The 17,699-nt window shown below is 72.3% G+C and carries 16 protein-coding genes; 2 read left to right on the top strand and 14 right to left on the bottom strand.

Annotated features, from left to right (window positions below):
- Positions 1-75: 75 nt before the first annotated feature.
- From G6556_RS08455 to G6556_RS08415, 9 genes are all read right to left on the bottom strand, one after another.
- Positions 76-1,239: an ABC transporter permease gene (locus G6556_RS08455; protein ID WP_346774793.1), complete on the bottom strand. Its 1,164-nt coding sequence runs from the start codon at positions 1,237-1,239 to the stop codon at positions 76-78.
- Positions 1,236-2,174, bottom strand: a complete 939-nt coding sequence (locus G6556_RS08450) for an ATP-binding cassette domain-containing protein (protein WP_166940336.1) — start codon at positions 2,172-2,174, stop codon at positions 1,236-1,238. Before G6556_RS08450 ends, G6556_RS08455 begins: the two co-directional genes overlap by 4 nt.
- 135 nt (positions 2,175-2,309) lie before the next feature.
- Complete coding sequence (locus tag G6556_RS08445) at positions 2,310-3,068, bottom strand: response regulator transcription factor (protein WP_166940335.1); 759 nt, start codon at positions 3,066-3,068, stop codon at positions 2,310-2,312.
- A complete protein-coding gene (locus tag G6556_RS08440) occupies positions 3,065-4,459 on the bottom strand; it encodes a histidine kinase (protein WP_346774792.1) in 1,395 nt (464 codons plus the stop codon). The genes G6556_RS08445 and G6556_RS08440 overlap by 4 nt, the downstream gene beginning before the upstream one ends.
- 104 nt (positions 4,460-4,563) lie before the next feature.
- Positions 4,564-5,550: a glycoside hydrolase family 130 protein gene (locus tag G6556_RS08435; RefSeq protein WP_166940334.1), complete on the bottom strand. Its 987-nt coding sequence runs from the start codon at positions 5,548-5,550 to the stop codon at positions 4,564-4,566.
- A 3-nt stretch (positions 5,551-5,553) separates the two neighbouring features.
- Positions 5,554-6,390 carry a carbohydrate ABC transporter permease gene (locus tag G6556_RS08430; RefSeq protein ID WP_166940333.1) on the bottom strand — a complete coding sequence of 279 codons (837 nt, stop codon included), beginning with the start codon at positions 6,388-6,390 and terminating at the stop codon, positions 5,554-5,556.
- Between the two features lies 1 nt (position 6,391).
- Positions 6,392-7,351: a sugar ABC transporter permease gene (locus G6556_RS08425; protein ID WP_166940332.1), complete on the bottom strand. Its 960-nt coding sequence runs from the start codon at positions 7,349-7,351 to the stop codon at positions 6,392-6,394.
- Between the two features lies 1 nt (position 7,352).
- Complete coding sequence (locus G6556_RS08420) at positions 7,353-8,633, bottom strand: extracellular solute-binding protein (RefSeq protein ID WP_166940331.1); 1,281 nt, start codon at positions 8,631-8,633, stop codon at positions 7,353-7,355.
- An 11-nt stretch (positions 8,634-8,644) separates the two neighbouring features.
- Positions 8,645-9,670, bottom strand: coding sequence for a LacI family DNA-binding transcriptional regulator (locus G6556_RS08415; RefSeq protein ID WP_166940330.1), 1,026 nt, complete (start codon positions 9,668-9,670; stop codon positions 8,645-8,647).
- Positions 9,671-9,838: 168 nt separating this feature from the next.
- Here G6556_RS08415 and G6556_RS08410 point away from each other — a divergent pair, with 168 nt between their 5' ends.
- Positions 9,839-11,650: an ABC-F family ATP-binding cassette domain-containing protein gene (locus G6556_RS08410; protein WP_166940329.1), complete on the top strand. Its 1,812-nt coding sequence runs from the start codon at positions 9,839-9,841 to the stop codon at positions 11,648-11,650.
- A gap of 2 nt (positions 11,651-11,652) precedes the next feature.
- Here the strand turns inward: G6556_RS08410 and G6556_RS08405 are convergent, their stop codons facing one another.
- The 5 genes from G6556_RS08405 to G6556_RS08385 all read right to left on the bottom strand — a co-directional run bounded on the left by G6556_RS08405 (position 11,653) and on the right by G6556_RS08385 (position 16,722).
- Positions 11,653-13,392, bottom strand: a complete 1,740-nt coding sequence (locus tag G6556_RS08405) for an ABC transporter ATP-binding protein (RefSeq protein ID WP_166940328.1) — start codon at positions 13,390-13,392, stop codon at positions 11,653-11,655.
- Between the two features lie 74 nt (positions 13,393-13,466).
- The gene (locus tag G6556_RS08400; protein WP_166940327.1) at positions 13,467-14,570 is read right to left on the bottom strand and encodes a class I SAM-dependent methyltransferase; all 1,104 of its coding nucleotides are present in this window, start codon (positions 14,568-14,570) and stop codon (positions 13,467-13,469) included.
- Complete coding sequence (locus G6556_RS08395) at positions 14,567-15,616, bottom strand: radical SAM protein (protein ID WP_346774790.1); 1,050 nt, start codon at positions 15,614-15,616, stop codon at positions 14,567-14,569. The genes G6556_RS08400 and G6556_RS08395 overlap by 4 nt, the downstream gene beginning before the upstream one ends.
- Positions 15,610-16,014, bottom strand: a complete 405-nt coding sequence (locus tag G6556_RS08390; protein WP_166940325.1) for an SdpI family protein — start codon at positions 16,012-16,014, stop codon at positions 15,610-15,612. The genes G6556_RS08395 and G6556_RS08390 overlap by 7 nt, the downstream gene beginning before the upstream one ends.
- Positions 16,015-16,023: 9 nt before the next feature.
- Positions 16,024-16,722 (bottom strand): hypothetical protein, encoded by a 699-nt coding sequence (locus G6556_RS08385; RefSeq protein WP_166940324.1) that lies wholly within the window; start codon positions 16,720-16,722, stop codon positions 16,024-16,026.
- Positions 16,723-17,559: 837 nt separating this feature from the next.
- Between G6556_RS08385 and G6556_RS19900 the strand changes: the two genes are divergently transcribed.
- A complete protein-coding gene (locus tag G6556_RS19900) occupies positions 17,560-17,691 on the top strand; it encodes a hypothetical protein (protein ID WP_277344716.1) in 132 nt (43 codons plus the stop codon).
- Positions 17,692-17,699 lie beyond the last annotated feature (8 nt).

The following is a 17,699-nucleotide window of genomic DNA, read 5'->3' as shown; positions in this document are numbered from 1 at the left end:
CCGCCACCCGGACGCGACGACGCGCGCGGCACCCCCCTGCGGGTGCCGCGCGCGTCGGGCGCCGAGCCGGGTCGGTCAGGCCGCCTTGGTCAGCGCCTCGGAGAGCTTGACCCGGCGGCCGGTGCGGAGCACCGAGCGGGCGTAGATCCGGGCGCCGATGCCGGTGACCAGCACCGCGGTGCCCGCGAGGATCACCAGCGAGACCAGCGGCTCCCACCAGGACGCCTCGCCGAGGAACAGCCGCACCGGCATCCCGACCGGGGCGCTGAACGGCACGTACGACATGATCGTCAGCACCAGGCTGTTGTCGTTGAAGAAGATGACGCCGAAGTACGGGATCATCACGAGCATCATCACCGGGGTGAGCACCGGGCCGGTGTCCTCGACGCGGGAGACCAGCGAGGCGGCGGACGCGAACAGCGCGGCCAGCAGCACGAACCCGACGAGGAAGAACAGCACGAACCAGGCGACCGGTGCGCCGATCATCCCGAGCAGGCTGTCCTGGCCGGTGACGACCAGGCCGACGACGGCCACGGCGGCGATCGCGGCGATCTGGCCGACCGCGAGCACCGTGTTGCCGAGGATCTTGCCGCCGAGCAGCGCCCGCGGCGGGACGGTCGACAGCAGGATCTCGACGATGCGGGACTGCTTCTCCTGCACGGTGTTCTGCGCGATGGTGCTGCCGAAGGTCATCGCCGCCATGAAGAACGCGATGCCGAACACGAACGACACCACGTAGCGCAAGCCGTCGGAGGTGCCGGACTCGTCGAGCAGCTCGACCGGCGGGGTCACCGCCAGCGCGCTGATGACGCCGTCCGGGGCGGAGTCGAGGCCGACGACCACGACGCCGAGCAGGTTGTCCGCGTCGTCGTCGGGCAGCACCGCGGCGGAGACCTCCTCGGACTCCACCAGCGCGCGCGCCGCATCGGGGTCGGCGGCGTCCACCGCCTCCAGCCCGTCGACGCCCTCGATGACCGCGGCGGTCTCCGGGACGACCGCGACCTTGGTGTCGCCGCCGCCGAGCCGGTCGCCCAGGACCGAGGTGAGGATGATGCCGCCGAGGACCAGCACGAGCAGCACCGCGGTCGAGATGAGGAACGACTTGCTGCGGACCTGGGTGGTGATCTCGCGCTCGGCGACCATGAGGGTCGCCGCCGCGGTGCCCGGGGCCGCGGGCCGGCCGCCCGGCGCGGGGCCGGACGACGGGGTGTTCGAGACCATCGGGATGCGCCCGCTCATCGGACCGTCTCCTTCGTCTTCGTGGTGGCGGGCACGTCGTCGTGACGCTCCTCGTCGCGGACGATGTCGCGGAAGATCTCCGCGAGCCGCGGGCGCACCGGGCTGAACTGCTGCACGGGGGCGGCGTCGAGGGCGACGCGCAGGACCCGCTGGGCGGTGGGCGCGTCGGACTCGAACAGCGCGTAGCCGCCGTCGAACTCGAGGACCCGGACGCCCGGCTCGGTGCGGAGCCAGCCCATGTCGCCGCCGGAGGTGATCTCGTAGCGGGGGGCGGCGTGCTGGGCGCGGAGCGCCTCCTTCTCCCCCGCCGCGCGGATCTTGCCGCCGGCGATGACGACCACGTCGTCGCACAGCCGCTCGACCACGTCGAGCTGGTGGGAGGAGAACAGCACCGGCACGCCGCGGGACGCGTACTCCTGCAGGACGCCGAGCACCAGGTCGACGGCCATCGGGTCGAGGCCGGAGAACGGCTCGTCGAGGACCAGCACCTCGGGCTCGTGCACGAGCGCGGCGGCGATCTGCGCGCGCTGCTGGTTGCCGAGCGACAGGTCGTCGACGGGGTCGGTCAGCCGCTCGCCGAGGCCGAGCTTCTCGAGCAGCTCGCGGGCCTTCTCGGTCGCGGTGCGGCGCTCGTAGCCGTGCAGCCGTGCGAGGTAGGTGATCTGCTCCAGCACGTGCATCTTGGGGTAGAGGCCGCGCTCCTCGGGCATGTAGCCGAACGCCCGGCGGCGGTCGTCACCCAGCGGGCTGCCGTCGAGGGTGATCGTGCCGGAGTCCGGCGTGAGCACCCCGAGGATGATCCGCATCGTCGTCGTCTTGCCGGCGCCGTTCCCGCCGACGAACCCGGTGAGCTTGCCCCGCTCCACCGAGAAGCCGACGTCGTCGAGCACCAGCCGGTCCCCGAAGGACCGGTGGATCCCGTCGAGCTGCAGCATGTCGTCTCCCGTTCCTGACCGTCGCGGACTGTCCGTCCGACCGGGGTCAACGCTAGGAGGTGGCCCCGCCGCGGCACCTCGGCCGCCGGGCGGAACTTGCCGCCCGGCCGGGCCTCCGTCCCGGGGCGGAGGGCGTCAGTCCGTGAGCCCGTTCTCGAACGCGTAGACGACGGCCTGGACCCGGTCCCGCAGGCCGAGCTTGGTGAGCACGTTGGACACGTGGGTCTTGACGGTGGCCCGGCCCAGCACGAGCTCGGCGGCGATCTCGTCGTTGCTGAGGCCGCGCGCGACCAGGCGCAGCACCTCCAGCTCGCGCTCCGTCAGCCCCGTGGCGGAGGGGTCGCCGGCCCCGCGCGCCGCGCCCGCGGGCCTCCCCCCGGAGGTGGAGCCGCCGCCGACGACCGCGCGGGCGATGACGGCCCGGGTGACCTCGGGCGACAGCAGCGCGTCCCCCGCGGCGACGGCGCGCACCGCGTCGGCGAGCTGCTCGGGCCGGGAGTTCTTCAGCAGGAACCCGGCCGCGCCCGCCTGCAGGGACTCCAGGAGGTAGTCGTCCCGGTTGAACGTCGTCAGCACCAGGACGCCCGCCGTGATGTCGGGGTCCGCGGTGATCCGGCGGGTGGCCTCCAGCCCGTCGACGCCCGGCATCTGCACGTCCATGCACACGACGTCCGGCCGCAGCGCGCGCGCCAGCTCGACCGCCTCGGCCCCGTCGCCGGCCTGCCCGACGACCTCCAGGTCGGGCTGCGCGCCGAGGATCGTGGCGAGCCCGGCGCGCAGCAGCGCCTGGTCGTCCGCGAGGACCACGCGCACCGGCCGGTCCGGGCCGAAGCCCCGGTCCGGGGCGTCGGCCTCCGTCGCCTCGTCGAACCGCACCGCGTCGGCCCCGGTCATCGTGCTCCTCCCGTCCGCGGCCCGAGCGGCACCCGCGCCCGGACCAGGTAGCCGCCGCGCCCCCGCGCGCCGGTCTCCAGCGTGCCGCCGTCGGCGGCGACCCGTTCCCGCATGCCGACCAGGCCGAGCCCGCCGGACGTCCCGCGCCGCGCGACCCGGCGCGCGCCGGTGCCGTCGTCGGTGACCTCGAGCTCGACCGCGTCGGGCTCGTACCGCAGCCGGACGTCCACCCGGGCGCCGCTCCCGGCGTGCTTGCGCACGTTGGTCAGCGCCTCCTGGCAGATCCGGTACAGGTTGAGGGAGGTCAGCGGCGGCACCCGCACGGGCTCGCCGACCACCTGGAACTCCGCGGTCAGCCCGGTGTCCGCGGCCTGCTGCACCAGCTCGGGCAGCCGCTCGACGGACAGCGAGCCCACCGCGGACGCCGCGTGCGCCTCGGTCCCGGACTCGCGCAGGGTGCTGAGCAGCCCGTGCAGCTCGTCGACGGCCTCGCGGGCGGAGTCCTCGACCTGCTCCAGCGCGGCCGCGGCCTGCCGGGGGTCGGACTCCTGCACCATGCGCGCGGCGGCGGCCTGCACCCCCATCATCGACACGTGGTGCGCCACCGCGTCGTGCAGCTCGCGCGCCAGGCGCAGCCGCTCGATCGCGACGGCCTGCTCCTCGACCCGGCGGCGCTCGCCGACCAGCAGCCGGCCGCGGTACTCGGTCCGCGCGCGCTCCCGGGCCGCGTTCCACGCGTGGTCGCCGAACCACCAGGCGCCGGCGAAGTACAGGATGTTGGTGAGCAGCTGGATCAGCAGGTACGCCACCAGCGGCGAGAAGGCCCCGGCGTTGGAGAAGCCCTCGATGCCCTCGGGGTCGGTGACCGCCTGGAACATCGCGATGAGCAGCCAGACGAACATCGCGACGACGATCCCCGCCCGCGTCCAGAACGCCCGCGCCCGGTGCCGGTCCCACGCGCCGACCGAGTAGAGCGCCATGAACAGCGCGATGTTGGCGAACAGCGTCTCCGGGACGCGCAGCTCGCCGACCGCGACGAACGCCGCCGCGACCACGACCGCCACCACCGCCGGCCGCTGCCGGCGCCAGGCGAGCGGCGCGGTCACCGCGAGCACGCACAGCACGGCGACCCAGCCCTCGGCGGGCTCGTCGTACATGCCCGCCGTGCGCCCGAGCGCCAGGCTGAGGATGCCGCCGATCAGCAGACCCACCGCCAGCAGGACGTCGTACCGGCGCTGCTCCGCGGTGATCGGCGGCCGGCCCCAGCCCGGGGCGTCGGGGTCCGCGAGCGGGTCGACGACCGGGCCGTCGCGGTCGTCGGGGCTGGTCAGGTCGGGGCGGGTCGCGTCGGGGACGTCGGCCGTGCCGGGGTCGCGGTCGAGCGGCTGCACGGGTGCCACCGTAGCCCGACCCCGGCCCCGACCCCGGGCCGTGACCACCGGGTCCACCGGGTGCCCCGGCCCGGGAGGTCTCCCTGGTGGGTGGTGCGGGCGGGTCAGCCGCGGAGCGAGGCGCCCCACGGCCGGGCCGGGTCGTGCACGGCCACCGCGAGCGTCGTGTCGGACTGCCCGTAGTAGGCGAACCACTTCCCGTCGAACCGCACGAGCCCCTCGACGAACGTCACGTTGGACACCAGCCCGTTCAGGTCCTCGAACGTCTGCGGCCGCAGCCACGGCTCCTGCAGCCGGGCGAGCACCCGGGTCGGCTCGTCGGGGTCGATCGCGATCTGGCCGCACCGGTAGTCGACGTCGACGGTGCCGTCGTCGTGCACGGTGCGGGTGGCGCCGTTGGTGAGCATGACCAGCAGCCCGTTGTCGGTGAGCACCGGCGAGGTGCCGATCTCCACGAGGTCGGCGTCGAACGAGCCCGGCGTCGGGGCGTACATCGGCTCGGTGTCGGGCGTGCCCGGTGTCCAGTGGACCAGGTCGTCGCTGGTCGCCCAGTAGATCCCGCCCTCGCCGAAGTACATCCACCACCGGCCCTGCATCCGCACCGGCACGATCACGCCCGCCTTGGACCACTCGTGGCCCCGCGGGTCGACGGTGGCGAACGTGTCGAAGCCCGGGAACAGCGGCCCGTGCCGGGTCCAGGTCCGCAGGTCGGTCGACGTGGCGAGGCACAGCCGCGCGGCCTTCCGGTCCCAGCCGGTGTAGGTCAGGTAGTACGTGCCCTCGACGTACGCGATCCGGGGGTCCTCGCAGCCGAACTCCTCGTAGTCCTCCTCCGGGGACAGGATCGGCTCGGCCTCGCGCTCGAAGTGGTAGCCGTCGCGGCTCCGGGCCAGGCCGATGTGGGACACGATGTCCTCGGCGTGCGCGCGGTAGAGCAGCAGCACCTCGTCGTCCACGACCAGCGCCGCGGGGTTGTAGAGGTTGGCCGACTCCCAGGACCCGCCGCGGGGCCGCAGGATCGGGTTGCCCTCGTACGGCACGAACGGCCCGAGCGGGAACGTCGCGCCGGTGAACAGGGTGGTCGCGGTCATGGGTCAGCCCTTCACGGCGGAGCCGAGGTCGGTGGTGCGGAAGTACCGCTGGAACAGGCAGAACAGGGCGACGACCGGGAACGCGAGCGCGCAGGCGCCGGCGAGGATCGCGCCGTTGGGGTTGGCCGCGGTCTGCGACACGTTGGTGATGTAGTTCGCCAGGGACACCGCGAGCGGCTGCAGGGACGCGTCCTTGGTGATGAGGAACGGCCAGAGGAACTCGTTCCACGGCCCGATGAACGTCACGAGCACGACCGTCGCGAGCGCGGGCTTCACGAGCGGCAGCGCGATGGACCGCAGGATGCGCAGCTCGCCCGCGCCGTCGATCCGGGCCGCCTCGAACATCTCCCGGGGCAGCGCCCGGAAGAACTGGGCGAAGATGAACACGGCCGTCGTGTTGATCGCGAACGGCAGGATCATGCCGAGGTACGTGTCGCCGAGGCCGTAGCCGCGGGTGATCTGCACGTACAGCGGGATCATCAGCAGCTGGAACGGCACCATCTGCACCAGCAGCATGAGCACCCAGGTGAGCCGCCGGCCGGGGAACTGCAGCCGCGCCACCGCGTACCCGGCGAGCGTGCCGAGCACCACGGTGCCGAGCAGCACGCCTGCCGTGAAGACCAGCGAGTTGACCAGGGACCCGGCCAGGTCGATCCGCGCGTCGATCTGCGCGAAGTTCTGCGTCGTCCACCCGGAGGTCGGCACCAGCCGGTCCGGGGTGTTGGTCGGGCTCTCCTGGAACGCCCCGACCACCATGAAGTAGAAGGGGAAGGCGAACACCAGCGCGGCCGCCGCCAGGAGCACCTGGCGCGCCACGGCGCCACCACGTCGTCGTCGCATGTCACCGCTCCCGGTTCAGTCGCTGCGCGGCCAGGGACAGCAGGCCGACGACGATCACGAGCACCATGCCGATGGCCGCCGCGACGTCGGGGTTCTGCTGCTGGATGCCGCGCTGGTAGATGAGCAGCACGGGCGTGACCGACGCCCCGTCGGGGCCGCCGCCGCCGGTGAGCAGGTACGGCTCCGTGAACAGGTTGGTGCCGGTGATGATCGCCAGGACCAGCACGAGCGTGGTCGCCGCCCGCACGCCGGGCACCGTCACGTTGAGGAACCGCTGCACCCCGCCGGCGCCGTCGGTCTCGGCCGACTCGTACAGCTCCCGCGGCACGTTCTGCAGGGCCGCGAGGTAGAGCAGCACGTAGAACCCGAGCTGCTTCCACGTGACGTACAGGGCGATCGTCGGCATGGCGAGCGCCTTGTTCGCGAGCCAGGACGGGTCGGGCGCCAGCGGCCCGAGCACCGCGTTCACCAGGCCGTTCGACGAGAACAGCAGCATCCACACGCCGACCAGCGACACGCTCGCGGTCAGGTACGGCACGTAGTACGCCACCCGGTACGCCGCCGCCCACCGCACCCCCGCGTTCAGCGCGGACGCCAGCACGAGCGCGAGACCGACGGTCAGCGGCACGTTGATCACGAGGAACACCGCGGTGTTCCGGAACGACGCGAGCACCTGCGGGTCGGTGAGCACCGTGGCGAAGTTGTCGAACCCGACGAACGGCTTCGGCACCTCGACGCCCGGCGCGGTGAAGAAGTAGTCGTGGAACGCCATGTACGCCGAGAACCCGAGCGGGTAGGCGAACACGACGAGCACGAACACCAGGTAGGGCGCGGCGAACAGCGTGCCGAGCGGCTGCCCGCCCCACCACCGCCGCCGGCCGCGGCGACGCGGCGCGGGGGCCGGGGCGGCGCCGGTGCCCGGACCCGTCCCCGGCGCCGCGCCCGCCGTCACGGTGGTCATCTCAGCCCTGCACCAGGTCGTCGATCTTGGCGGCCGCCGAGCTGAGGAAGTCCTCGACCGACGTGCTCCGGAAGATCACCGCGGAGGTGTACGCCTCGCGGAACGCCTGCCAGGCCTCGATCGAGTTCGGGATGCTCGGCACGTCGCCGGTGCGGGCCGCCTGGTCCGCGAACACCTCGTACTCCGGGTGCGCCGCGAAGTAGTCGGGGTACGTCGCCGCGAGGTCCTGGCGCAGCGGCATCTGGCCGGAGGCCTCGAGCAGCGCTCCGTCGTTCTCCTCGCTCGTCGAGTACTTGAGGAACTCCCACGCGGTGCCCTGGTTCTCGCAGGACGTGAACATCGAGACGTTCTTGGAGTCCGCGAACGTCGTCACGTCCTCGCGCCCGTCCGACGTCGGCACCGGCATGAAGCCGACGTCGACGCTGTCCTTGTAGGACGCGATCGCCCACGGGCCGGCCAGCTGCATCGCGGTCTGCCCGGAGACCATCGCGTCGTCGGTCGCCGCCTCCTGCGGCGCCAGGCCGTCCGCGTAGATCGACGCCCAGAAGTCGGCGACGGCCTTGCCCGACTCGTCGTCGAACGTCGCCTTGCCGTCCTCGACCAGCGCGGTGCCGTCGGTCTCGGCCAGGTACACCGGGTAGAAGTCGAACCACGGCTGGTAGAAGTCGTTGGTCGGCGAGGGCCAGATCGCGCTCGGCGCCGCCCCGGAGTCGACGATCTGCTGCGCGCCGGCGAGGAAGTCGTCGAACGTCGCCATGCCCGGGTCCTCCGGGTCCAGACCCGCCTGGGCGAACAGCGCCTTGTTGTACATGACCATGACGGGGTTCGACTTCCACGGCAGCTGGTAGGAGCCGCCGTCGGTCTCGTAGGCGGACACGCCGTCGCCGCCGCGGGCGGAGATGTAGTCGGCGCCGTCGTCGAACGTCGCCAGGTCGACCAGGCCGCCCTGCCGGACCCAGCCCGGGACGGCGGCGCTGGAGATGTTGTAGACCAGGCACGGCGCGGTGCCGGCGGTGATGGCGGCCGTGATGGCCTCCTCCGACGACGAGCCGGCCGGGATCTCCTGGGCCGTGACCTGCTCGTCGGGGTGGTCGGCGTTCCAGGCGTCCACGACGTCCTGGCCCCAGCCGACCTCCTGCTCGTTGTTCGACAGCCAGACGGTGATCGGGCCGGTGGCGGCGGTGTCGCCGGACCCGCCGTCGTCGCCGTCCGATCCTCCGGAGCAGGCGGTGGTGGCGAGGGCGACGGCGCCCAGCAGGGCGGCGGTGCGGATGGACCTCATCTTCGGGCTCCTCATCGAGCGTCGGGGGCGTGGTGCGTGGGTGCGGGGGCGTCGGTGCTCCCGCGCAGCTGCAGGACGGTGCAGTCGACCGTGACGGACCGGGGCCCGTCGCCGGCCAGGTCGGCCAGCAGGCGCGTGGTGGCGACCCGGCCGCGGCGGGCGGGGTCGGTCGACACGCTGGTGAGCGGCGGGCTGAGGTGCGCGGACAGGTGGTCGTCGTCGAAGCCGGCGACGGCGAGCTCGTCCGGCACCCGCACGCCGCGGCTCTGCGCGTACGACATCCCGGCGATCGCCATCGTGTCGTTCGCGTAGAGGATCGCCGTCGGCCGGTCGCGGAGCGCGAGCAGCTCCGCCGTGTGCGCCCGGCCGCTGCCCGCGGTGAAGTCGCCCTCGCGGACGAGCTCGCGGGACCCCACGGCCCGCACGAACGCGCGGGCCCGGGCGTAGGAGTGCACGTACCCGAGCGGGCCCGCCACGTGCGCGATCCGGGTGTGGCCGCGCGCCCGCAGGTGCGCCACCAGCTCCGCCACCGGGGCCGCGTCGTCGGTGCGGACGCAAGACAGCCGGGTCGGGCCGTCGTACGCCCCGAGCAGCACGGCCGGCAGGCCGAGGCCGGCGAGGAACGGCACCCGCCAGTCGTCCCGGTGCAGGTCGAGCGCGATCACGCCGTCCGCCCGGCCCGCGGCCATCGCCTGGTAGGCCCGCTCCTCCGCCCCGCGGCTGCCGACCACCTGGAGCACCAGGGCGACCTCGCGCTCGGCGAGGGTCTGCTCCACGCCCGCGATGAACGCGGGGAAGAACGTGTCGGAGGCGAGGATCGCGGGGTCCCGGCGCAGCACGACGCCGACCGCGTTGGCCCGCCGCGCGGCGAGCGCGCGGGCGCTGCTGCTCGGCACCCAGCGCAGCTCCTCCGCGGCGGCGAACACCCGGGCCTTCGTCGCCGCCGAGATGGGGCGGTGCCCGCTGTACGCGTGGGACACCGTCGCCTTGGTCACGCCGGCGGCCCGCGCGACGTCCGAGATCGTCGGTCGGCTCATGCTCACCTCCTCGTGCAGCACGTCCTGACGAGCGTAAAAGCGGTTTGACGATGGGGACAACCGGTTTGACGACGGGGGGTCGCGGCGCGGTCGCGGCGGCGGTCCCGGCGGGGTCGCGACGGCGGCTGTGGCGCGGGGGCGACGCCGCGCGCGCCCTACGCTTGTCCGATGGCCCACCTGCTCGGCGGCGAAGCGCTGCACCTGTCCTTCCCGACCAAGAACGTCTTCGACTCGGTGACCGTGGGCCTCAACGAGGGCGACCGGGTGGGGATCGTCGGCCGCAACGGCGACGGCAAGTCCTCGCTGCTCGCGCTGCTGGCCGGCCGGCTGACCCCGGACTCCGGCCGCGTGACCGTGCGCGGCGGGGTGCGGATCGGCGTGCTCGACCAGACCGACACCCTGGACCCGGCCCTGACCGTCGGGCAGGCGGTGGTCGGCGACCGCGCCGAGCACGAGTGGGCCGGCGACCCCAAGGTCCGCGACGTCGTCTCTGGCCTGGTGGGCGACCTGCCGTGGGACAAGCTCGTCGGCGACCTCTCCGGCGGCCAGCGGCGCCGGGTCGCCCTGGCCGCGCTGCTGGCCGGCGACGACGACGTGCTCATGCTCGACGAGCCCACCAACCACCTCGACGTCGAGGCGGTCACCTGGCTCGCGCGGCACCTGAACCGCCGCTGGTCGTCGAACGCGGGCGGCCTGCTGGTCGTCACCCACGACCGCTGGTTCCTCGACGAGGTCTGCACCGCCACCTGGGAGGTGCACGACGGGATCGTCGAGCCGTTCGAGGGCGGGTACGCCGCGTACGTGCTGCAGCGCGTCGAGCGGGACCGGATGGCCGCCGCCACCGAGGCCAAGCGGCAGAACCTCATGCGCAAGGAGCTCGCCTGGCTGCGCCGCGGCGCGCCGGCCCGCACCTCCAAGCCGAAGTTCCGCATCGAGGCGGCGAACCAGCTCATCGAGGACGTGCCGCCGCCGCGCAACTCCGTCGAGCTGTCGCAGATGGCGACCGCGCGGCTCGGCAAGGACGTCGTGGACCTCGAGGACGTCTCGGTGTCCTACGGCGATCACGAGGTGCTGCGCGACGTGACCTGGCGGATCGCCCCGGGCGAGCGCACCGGCGTGCTCGGCGTCAACGGCGCGGGCAAGTCGACACTGCTCGGCCTGGTCACGGGCGCGGTCGCGCCGACGACGGGCCGGGTCAAGCGCGGCACGACCATCCGCGTCGCCACGCTCACGCAGGAGCTGGCCGAGCTCGCCGACATCGCCGACACCCGGGTCAACGACGTCATCGCCCGGTACCGGACGTCCTACGTGGCCGGCGGCAAGGAGATGACCCCGGGCCAGCTGCTGGAGCGGCTCGGCTTCACGGCGGTCCAGCTCCAGACGCCGGTCAAGGACCTGTCCGGCGGGCAGCGCCGCCGGCTGCAGCTGCTGCTGATCCTCCTCGACGAGCCGAACGTGCTGGTGCTCGACGAGCCGTCGAACGACCTCGACACCGACATGCTCGCCGCGATGGAGGACCTGCTCGACACCTGGCCGGGCACCCTGCTGGTCGTGTCGCACGACCGGTACCTGCTGGAGCGGGTCACCGACCAGCAGTACGCGGTGCTGGACGGGCACTTCCGGCACGTGCCCGGCGGCGTGGACGAGTACCTGCGGCTGCTGGAGCGGTCCCGCTCGGGGAGCGGCGCCGTGGCGACGGGGGCGCCGACCGAGTCGTCGGGGGCGGTCGGCGGCGAGGTCGCGCCGTCCGGGCTGGACGGCGCCGAGCTGCGGGCGGCGAAGAAGGAGCTGGGCGCGCTCGACCGGCGGATCTCCAAGCTGACCGGCCAGATCGAGGCGCTGGAGAAGAAGATGGCCGAGCACGACCCGGCCGACTACGTGGGGCTCACCGCGCTGGGGTCGGACAAGGCGGCGCTCGAGGCCGAGGTCGGCGAGGTCGAGGAGAAGTGGATGGCGCTGGCGGAGGCCGTCGAGGGCTAGGCTCACCCGGGCGCGCCGCCCGGGGGACGCGACTCCGCGAACAGCCGTGCGAGCAGCCCGTCCCGTCGGTGGAGGTCAGCCCATCGACCGCACTCGACCACCCTCCCGTTGTCGAGCACCACGAGCTCGTCGCACCCGGCCGCGATCACGGGACTGTGCGTGACGACGACCCGGGTCGCACCGCGCATCTCCTGGAGGAGATGGAGGACCTCTTTGGCGCTCAGGTTGTCCTGCGCGGACGTCGGCTCGTCCATCAGGACGAGGCCCGCGTCCCGCACGATCGCTCGTGCGATTCCCACTCGTTGCCACTGGCCGGACGACAGTTCGACTCCCCGGCCGAACTCGCGGCCCAGCGTGCTGTCGAGCCCGTCGGCCAGGCACAGCTGGACAGGATCGGCTCCGATCCGTCGGAGCGCGTCCTCGATCACCCGGTCGGGCACCTCCTCCGCACGCAGACCCGCCATGACGTTCTCCCTGAGCGACGCCTGGAACCGAGCGGGCTCCTGGAACACGAACGCCACCCGCCGGCGGTACGAGTCGATCGAGAGCCGCGGCACGGGTACGCCGTCGACGACGATCTCGCCGAGATCCGGGCCGCACAGACGCGCGATGAGCCTGAGCAGCGTCGTCTTACCCGATCCGTTGGGGCCGACCACGCCCACGAGGCGTCCTGGTTCGATCCGGAGATCCACCCCGTCGAGCACGGCGCTCGTGCTCGACGGGTAGCGATAGCCGACACCCTTCAGCTCGACCTGCATCGGGCCGGTGCCGGGGCAGGGCGCGTTTCCTCCTGTGACGCGATCGGATGGGAGCCTCAGGTACGCGAAGAAGTTCGCGACGTACAGCAGGCTCTCGTGCACGGAGGCGAATCCGCCGACCAGCGCGCCGGCGGCCTGTTGCAGAGCCCCCATCGCCTGGAGGCACCCGGTGAGCTGCCCGATCGCGCCCGAACTCACCGCGTTGGCGACCACCCGCGCGATGGCGACGCCGTAGCAGCCCAGACCGAGCAGCCCGAGGGCACCGACCCCGTAGGTCAGCCGGCCGACGTGCCGCAGGTCCTCGTCCCTGGTCCTGACGAGCGCCTCTCGGTGGTTCCGGAGCAGGCCTGCGGTCAACCCGAGCTGGCGGACCTCACGGATCGTGCGGGCTGAGAGCAGCAGGTTCTCGAAGTAGGAGACCGACCTCAACCGCGCCGTACGCGCTCGGTCCACCCGGAAGTGCCCCTCGGCGACCCTGAGGGAGAACACCAGGACGGGGAACGGCGCGATCAGGAGCAGCGCCGCTGCGGCTGCGTCCCACCGCACGAGGACCACCGACACCGACACGATCGTGATCACGTGCGCGACCATGGCGATGAGGTGGGCGATCAGGCCGACCACACGATCAGCACCCTCGGCTCCCGCGCGGTGCATGACGTCCAGCGTGTCCGGCGACTCGAACTGGTCGATGTCGAGCGATGACGACCGGGTCACGTACATCGTCCGGATCCGCTCACCCGCTACCGCGCGGAGGGCGAGGTCGACCCCGGTGACGGCCTGGTCGCAGACGAAGGTGGCCAGCAGGATCGCTCCGAAGGCGATCGCTGCGCTCGTCACAGGGCTGAGGTCAGCCGGGTCCTCGAGCGACGTCAGCGACTGGACGAGGGCGGCGAGCGCGGCCACGTTGGCGGCGGGGAGGGCGCCCCGGATCACCGACACCGTGGCCAGGATGCCGAGTCGAACCGGCGAGATGTGCGCGATCATCGCGATCGATCTCGCCAGGGTCCGTGCAAGCGGTGCCGGTGCGACCTCCGCGCGCGTGTTGCGTCGACCGCTCGTCACAGGAGCCACGGCTGCGGCGGATCCGTCGTCGGATCGCGTAGGTCCTGGACCGCAACACGCCCAGTGCCGGGGCTTCCCCTGAACAGGACGGTCGCGATCTCCCTGACGCCGGACTGCTCGTACCTCCGGGCGAGGTCCTCCGCCGCCGTGCCGTCATCTGCGCGATCGACGCCGGTGTGGGCGGCGGAAGTCGCCGCGACCGTTCGGACCCAGGTCGAGTCCGACGCGACCGCGTACCCCTGGACCACCGTGACGATCATGTCGAGTCCACCCCGAGCGGCGGACTCGGCGATGACGGGTAGGTCGGTCGGGCCGTGGAGATCGGCCCGGACGGCGCAGACCAGGAGGACCTGCCCACCGACCGACAACCGGTCCCTCGCGCCGGCGATCACACGTTTGGCCACCTCGAGGCCGGTGGTGCCGCCGTCGCCGACGAACGGATACGGCGTGCCAGCCGGGATCGGCAGGAGCGGCGGGTTGGCGACGATCAGGTCGTACCGGTGGTCCAGCCCGGGGACGCGGTACAGGTCGCCGGTCCTCGGGTCGATCCTCGAGGTCAGTCCGTTGAGCACAGCGTTCGTCCTGTTCAGCTCGCTCGCCACGGGGTTGACGTCGACCGCGTGGACTGAGTAGCCCCGTGCCGCCATGACCAGGGCCTGGGCACCCGGACCTGCGCACAGATCGAGAGCGTGGCCGGACGTGACCACGGGGATCCGACGAGCCAATGCGAGCGAGTCCTCACCGAAGTAGAGCGTGGGTGAGGGACGAGGACAATCCGCGAACATCCACATCCCCGCGATGCGGTACAGGCTCAGGCCGTCGAGATCCACGAGACCCCCGCGTGCACGCAGCACCCCGAACTCGTCCAGGGCATCGACGAGCCGACCAAGGCCGGCGGACCCGAGAGCCTCCACCGGGACGGACCTGCCGAGCCCGAGGAGCTCCACGACCGCCTGGGCGGGGGGACCGAGACGCGGCAGGCACCCGAGCAGGTAGTCAGGCGGAGGTGCGGGACGCAGGCAGTCGAACAGATCCGTCGCACCGCTGCTGTCGAGCGCGGCGCGCAGGCCGGTCGCGCTCCGCGGACCGGGCACCCTCATGACTCAGCCTCGGGAGCGGCCGAGGCGAGCGCGGAAGCCGCGAGGAGATCCTGCTCGATCCGAGGGAGGTTCTCCGCGAGATAGGCCACCGCTGTCGGGTTTCTCGTGACGTCCTCGCATACCTCGCAGATCGAGACGTACGAGTTCCGGTGGCGCACCTGGACGCCTGCCTGGTTCAGGAGCCCGAGCAGGTACCCGGGGCCTAGCTGACGAATCGCCGCCAGGATGGTGCGCTGCGCCGCGGACGGCCTGCCGTCGGGCCCGAGATCCAGGACCTCGTTGCCGTTCGGGTAGATGCCGCAGCAGGCAGCGACGTTCCCCTCCGAGGTGATGACCGGCTCCGCGTTCTCCGGCGGACACCGTTGGAACAGCGCTCCACCGATCACCGGTTCGGGAGTCATGTAGCCCTGACGCAGGCCTCGCCCACGACCGACGCGGATCAGGCGGCTGTTGGAGATCAGGTACCGCGTCCCGTCCGCCGACGGCTCGGGGAGCGGGAGCCGGCGATGCGTCTCGTCGTACGCGAGCGGCAGGTCATGGCCCAGGGACCTTCGCAGCCACTCCACGGTCACACGTGATCGCGGCCCGGACGCCAGAGCGACGACGACCGACCCGAATCCAACGCCCTTCGCAGCGCGCCACGCGTTGAGCAGGTTCGCCTCCGGGACCCACACCCGGTGGAAGTCGTCGTAGCTGAAGTTGATCTCTCGCAGTCCTGCCTCGCGCAGGTCACGGATCATCGACACGGCCGACACCTCGTCGACCGCCCACTCGACGTTGGTGACCACCCGCGTCAGCAGTCCGTTCGCGCTGGCGTAGGCGATCGACTCGAGCAGGTCGTCGCCGAGGCGGGTGCACTCCCCACCGGTGAAGACCACGAGCTGGACGTCTCCACCTGACGCGATGTCGTCCATGCGTCTCCGCATGGACTCGTACGTGAGGGTGCTCTCGCGCTCCGGGCCAGACTCCATCAGGCAGTGCGCACACCGGGCGCCGCACTGATCCGTCGTGATGAAGGTCAGCGTTCGCCCCTGCGGGTTCACCATCGGTCCCCTCCGCCTCCCTGCGCGCTGGACGACCTGCGACGCTCCAGCGCCTTGAGGTGCGCTTCGACGCGGGAGAAGACCCAGCACAGAGCGGGCGCCACCGCGATCCCGGCCCACAGGCCCACCGAGTACCAGGTGTCCTCGTCCTGGTTCCCGGTTCGCGCGAGGAAGAGGAACGTCACTGCCATCAAGCCGGCAACCACGATCCCGATCTGCCCGAGAAGCCTGGCGCTCATCAGTTGCGCCGCCGACCAGTTCTCCTGATTCCGCATCGCTCGGCGCGTGCGATACCCGATCCACATGTTGGGCCGTTTCGGAGCGAGCGCACGCAATGCGGGATTCGCTAGGACTAGAACCGCGGGTACCGTCATGGAAAGGATCACAGCAGGCCAGTTCATCCTGGCCCTCTACGCGTTCGCCTCGGCGATGAGGCGACCTTCGCCGACCTCGATGATCCCACTCTCCCGCGTCGTGAGCTCGAGCTCGAGCTCATGACCCGCCCACGTCACCCGCGCATGGGAGCTGCTGCTGTGGTGCACCTCCACCGGGTCGGACGACTCGAGCAGGGTCTTGAGCAGCGCGGCCTGCCGCACAGCGCTGTAGCCACGACTGCTCAGGAGCTGGCCGACCGGGCTGGCGACGTACGCGCCGCTCAGGACGACTCGGTGCGCGCATGCGGGCAATGAGCCCGTCTGACCCCGGACGTTGGCCATCGCCCCGGCGTTGGCACCGGCCGCCAGGTTCGCGTAGATGATGACATTCGCAGCCACGTAGAGGCTGGCTGCAGCGACGAGCGCGACGGCCGCCACCGGGACGATAAGGCTGCGGTCGGGGTTCGACTCGTCGACGCGCCCCCGGACCGCGATGGTCCGAGCGACCGCGACCCGCGCATCGCGCTCGACCGACTCGAGCAGGTCGAACAGCGAGAGCCGGCTCGCGCCGAGTTGGACCGGGACATCCGGCACCCCGAGCCTCGAAAGGTAGCCCCGGGGATCGCCGGAGAAGGACGCCCGGCTGATCGGGTCGATCTCGAGGTGACGCACCACGCCTGCGAGCGCGCCCGACGACCCGACCTGTTCGGGCGACATCTTCGGGTGATCCTGCATGATCTTTCCTCTCGAATTCGTGGATGGACGATTTCGCGGCCGAGGTGCATGCAGAGGAACCATGGATGGTGAACGGCATTCTCGGTGGCGGTCTCGGAGGTCGGCGCCCATCGTCCCGCACCGGCCGCCACCACTTCGAATACTGCGAACGTAGACCCATCGAGCGCACCAACGCAAGCATCGATGGTCATTCGTCGCAGGTTGACCGAATTGCGCCGAATATCCCGCGACACATTTGCGTGTATCCCGGTTCGCCCGTCAGGTGGTACGGGGTTGGGCGCAGAGTCGCGAGGTCGCGCCGTCCGGGCTGGGCTGACGCCGAGCCCTCCACAAGCCGCGGAGACGCGCGTCGTCCCCAGGCGCGAGGCCGGGGAGCCGCGGCGACCGGCGCGGTCGGCCTAGCGTCGGCCGCATGACGGAGACGGGCTGGCTCGGTGCGCTGTCACTGCTCGGGCCGGTGGCCACGGGGGCGGCGGCGCTCGTCGCCCTGGCCGTCGGCATCGCGACCGTCCGGCAGCGCGACCGGGCGGACCGGAGGGAGCCGTGGTGGCACCGCGCCGAGCGGGCGCTGGGGCTGGTGCTCTCCGCGAACCGAGACCACGCGCTCCGCGGCTACGCCGTCCTGCGCCACCTGGCCGGCAGCGACCTCGCGACCCGCGACGAGCGTCGGCTGCTCCGGGCGCTCACGGAAGTCGGGTTGAGCCAGGCCGTCGGACCGCCGGACCGCCGGACCGCCGGAGGATGGTGTCGTCCCGCACGTCCCCGAGGACGAGGAAGAGGTGCCCCGTGGACCGGTCCGAACCGGAGACACCGAGCCGGCAGCCACAGCAGCCGGCCGTGCTCCACGACCCCGAGGTGCAGCGGGCGGCGGCGCAGTTCCACATGAGCCTGGACGAGAGCCTGGGTGACGAGACCCCGCAGTGGATCCGCGACCTCGCCGAGCGCCCCCTGCCGCCCTACGGACGCTGACGCACGCG

The organism is Cellulomonas sp. IC4_254 (genome assembly GCF_011603975.1).
Classification (GTDB): Bacteria; Actinomycetota; Actinomycetes; order Actinomycetales; family Cellulomonadaceae; genus Cellulomonas.
Note: the sequence above shows the minus strand (reverse complement) of the source record. Positions and strands in the feature narration are given on the sequence as shown.

Coding starts and splice junctions, on each gene's coding strand:
- G6556_RS08455 (WP_346774793.1), bottom strand. CDS start 1,239: ATGAGCGGGCGCATCCCGATGGTCTCGAACACCCCGTCGTCCGGCCCC.
- G6556_RS08450 (WP_166940336.1), bottom strand. CDS start 2,174: ATGCTGCAGCTCGACGGGATCCACCGGTCCTTCGGGGACCGGCTGGTG.
- G6556_RS08445 (WP_166940335.1), bottom strand. CDS start 3,068: ATGACCGGGGCCGACGCGGTGCGGTTCGACGAGGCGACGGAGGCCGAC.
- G6556_RS08435 (WP_166940334.1), bottom strand. CDS start 5,550: ATGACCGCGACCACCCTGTTCACCGGCGCGACGTTCCCGCTCGGGCCG.
- G6556_RS08430 (WP_166940333.1), bottom strand. CDS start 6,390: ATGCGACGACGACGTGGTGGCGCCGTGGCGCGCCAGGTGCTCCTGGCG.
- G6556_RS08425 (WP_166940332.1), bottom strand. CDS start 7,351: ATGACCACCGTGACGGCGGGCGCGGCGCCGGGGACGGGTCCGGGCACC.
- G6556_RS08420 (WP_166940331.1), bottom strand. CDS start 8,633: ATGAGGTCCATCCGCACCGCCGCCCTGCTGGGCGCCGTCGCCCTCGCC.
- G6556_RS08415 (WP_166940330.1), bottom strand. CDS start 9,670: ATGAGCCGACCGACGATCTCGGACGTCGCGCGGGCCGCCGGCGTGACC.
- G6556_RS08410 (WP_166940329.1), top strand. CDS start 9,839: ATGGCCCACCTGCTCGGCGGCGAAGCGCTGCACCTGTCCTTCCCGACC.
- G6556_RS08405 (WP_166940328.1), bottom strand. CDS start 13,392: ATGATCGCGCACATCTCGCCGGTTCGACTCGGCATCCTGGCCACGGTG.
- G6556_RS08400 (WP_166940327.1), bottom strand. CDS start 14,570: ATGAGGGTGCCCGGTCCGCGGAGCGCGACCGGCCTGCGCGCCGCGCTC.
- G6556_RS08395 (WP_346774790.1), bottom strand. CDS start 15,616: ATGGTGAACCCGCAGGGGCGAACGCTGACCTTCATCACGACGGATCAG.
- G6556_RS08390 (WP_166940325.1), bottom strand. CDS start 16,014: ATGAACTGGCCTGCTGTGATCCTTTCCATGACGGTACCCGCGGTTCTA.
- G6556_RS08385 (WP_166940324.1), bottom strand. CDS start 16,722: ATGCAGGATCACCCGAAGATGTCGCCCGAACAGGTCGGGTCGTCGGGC.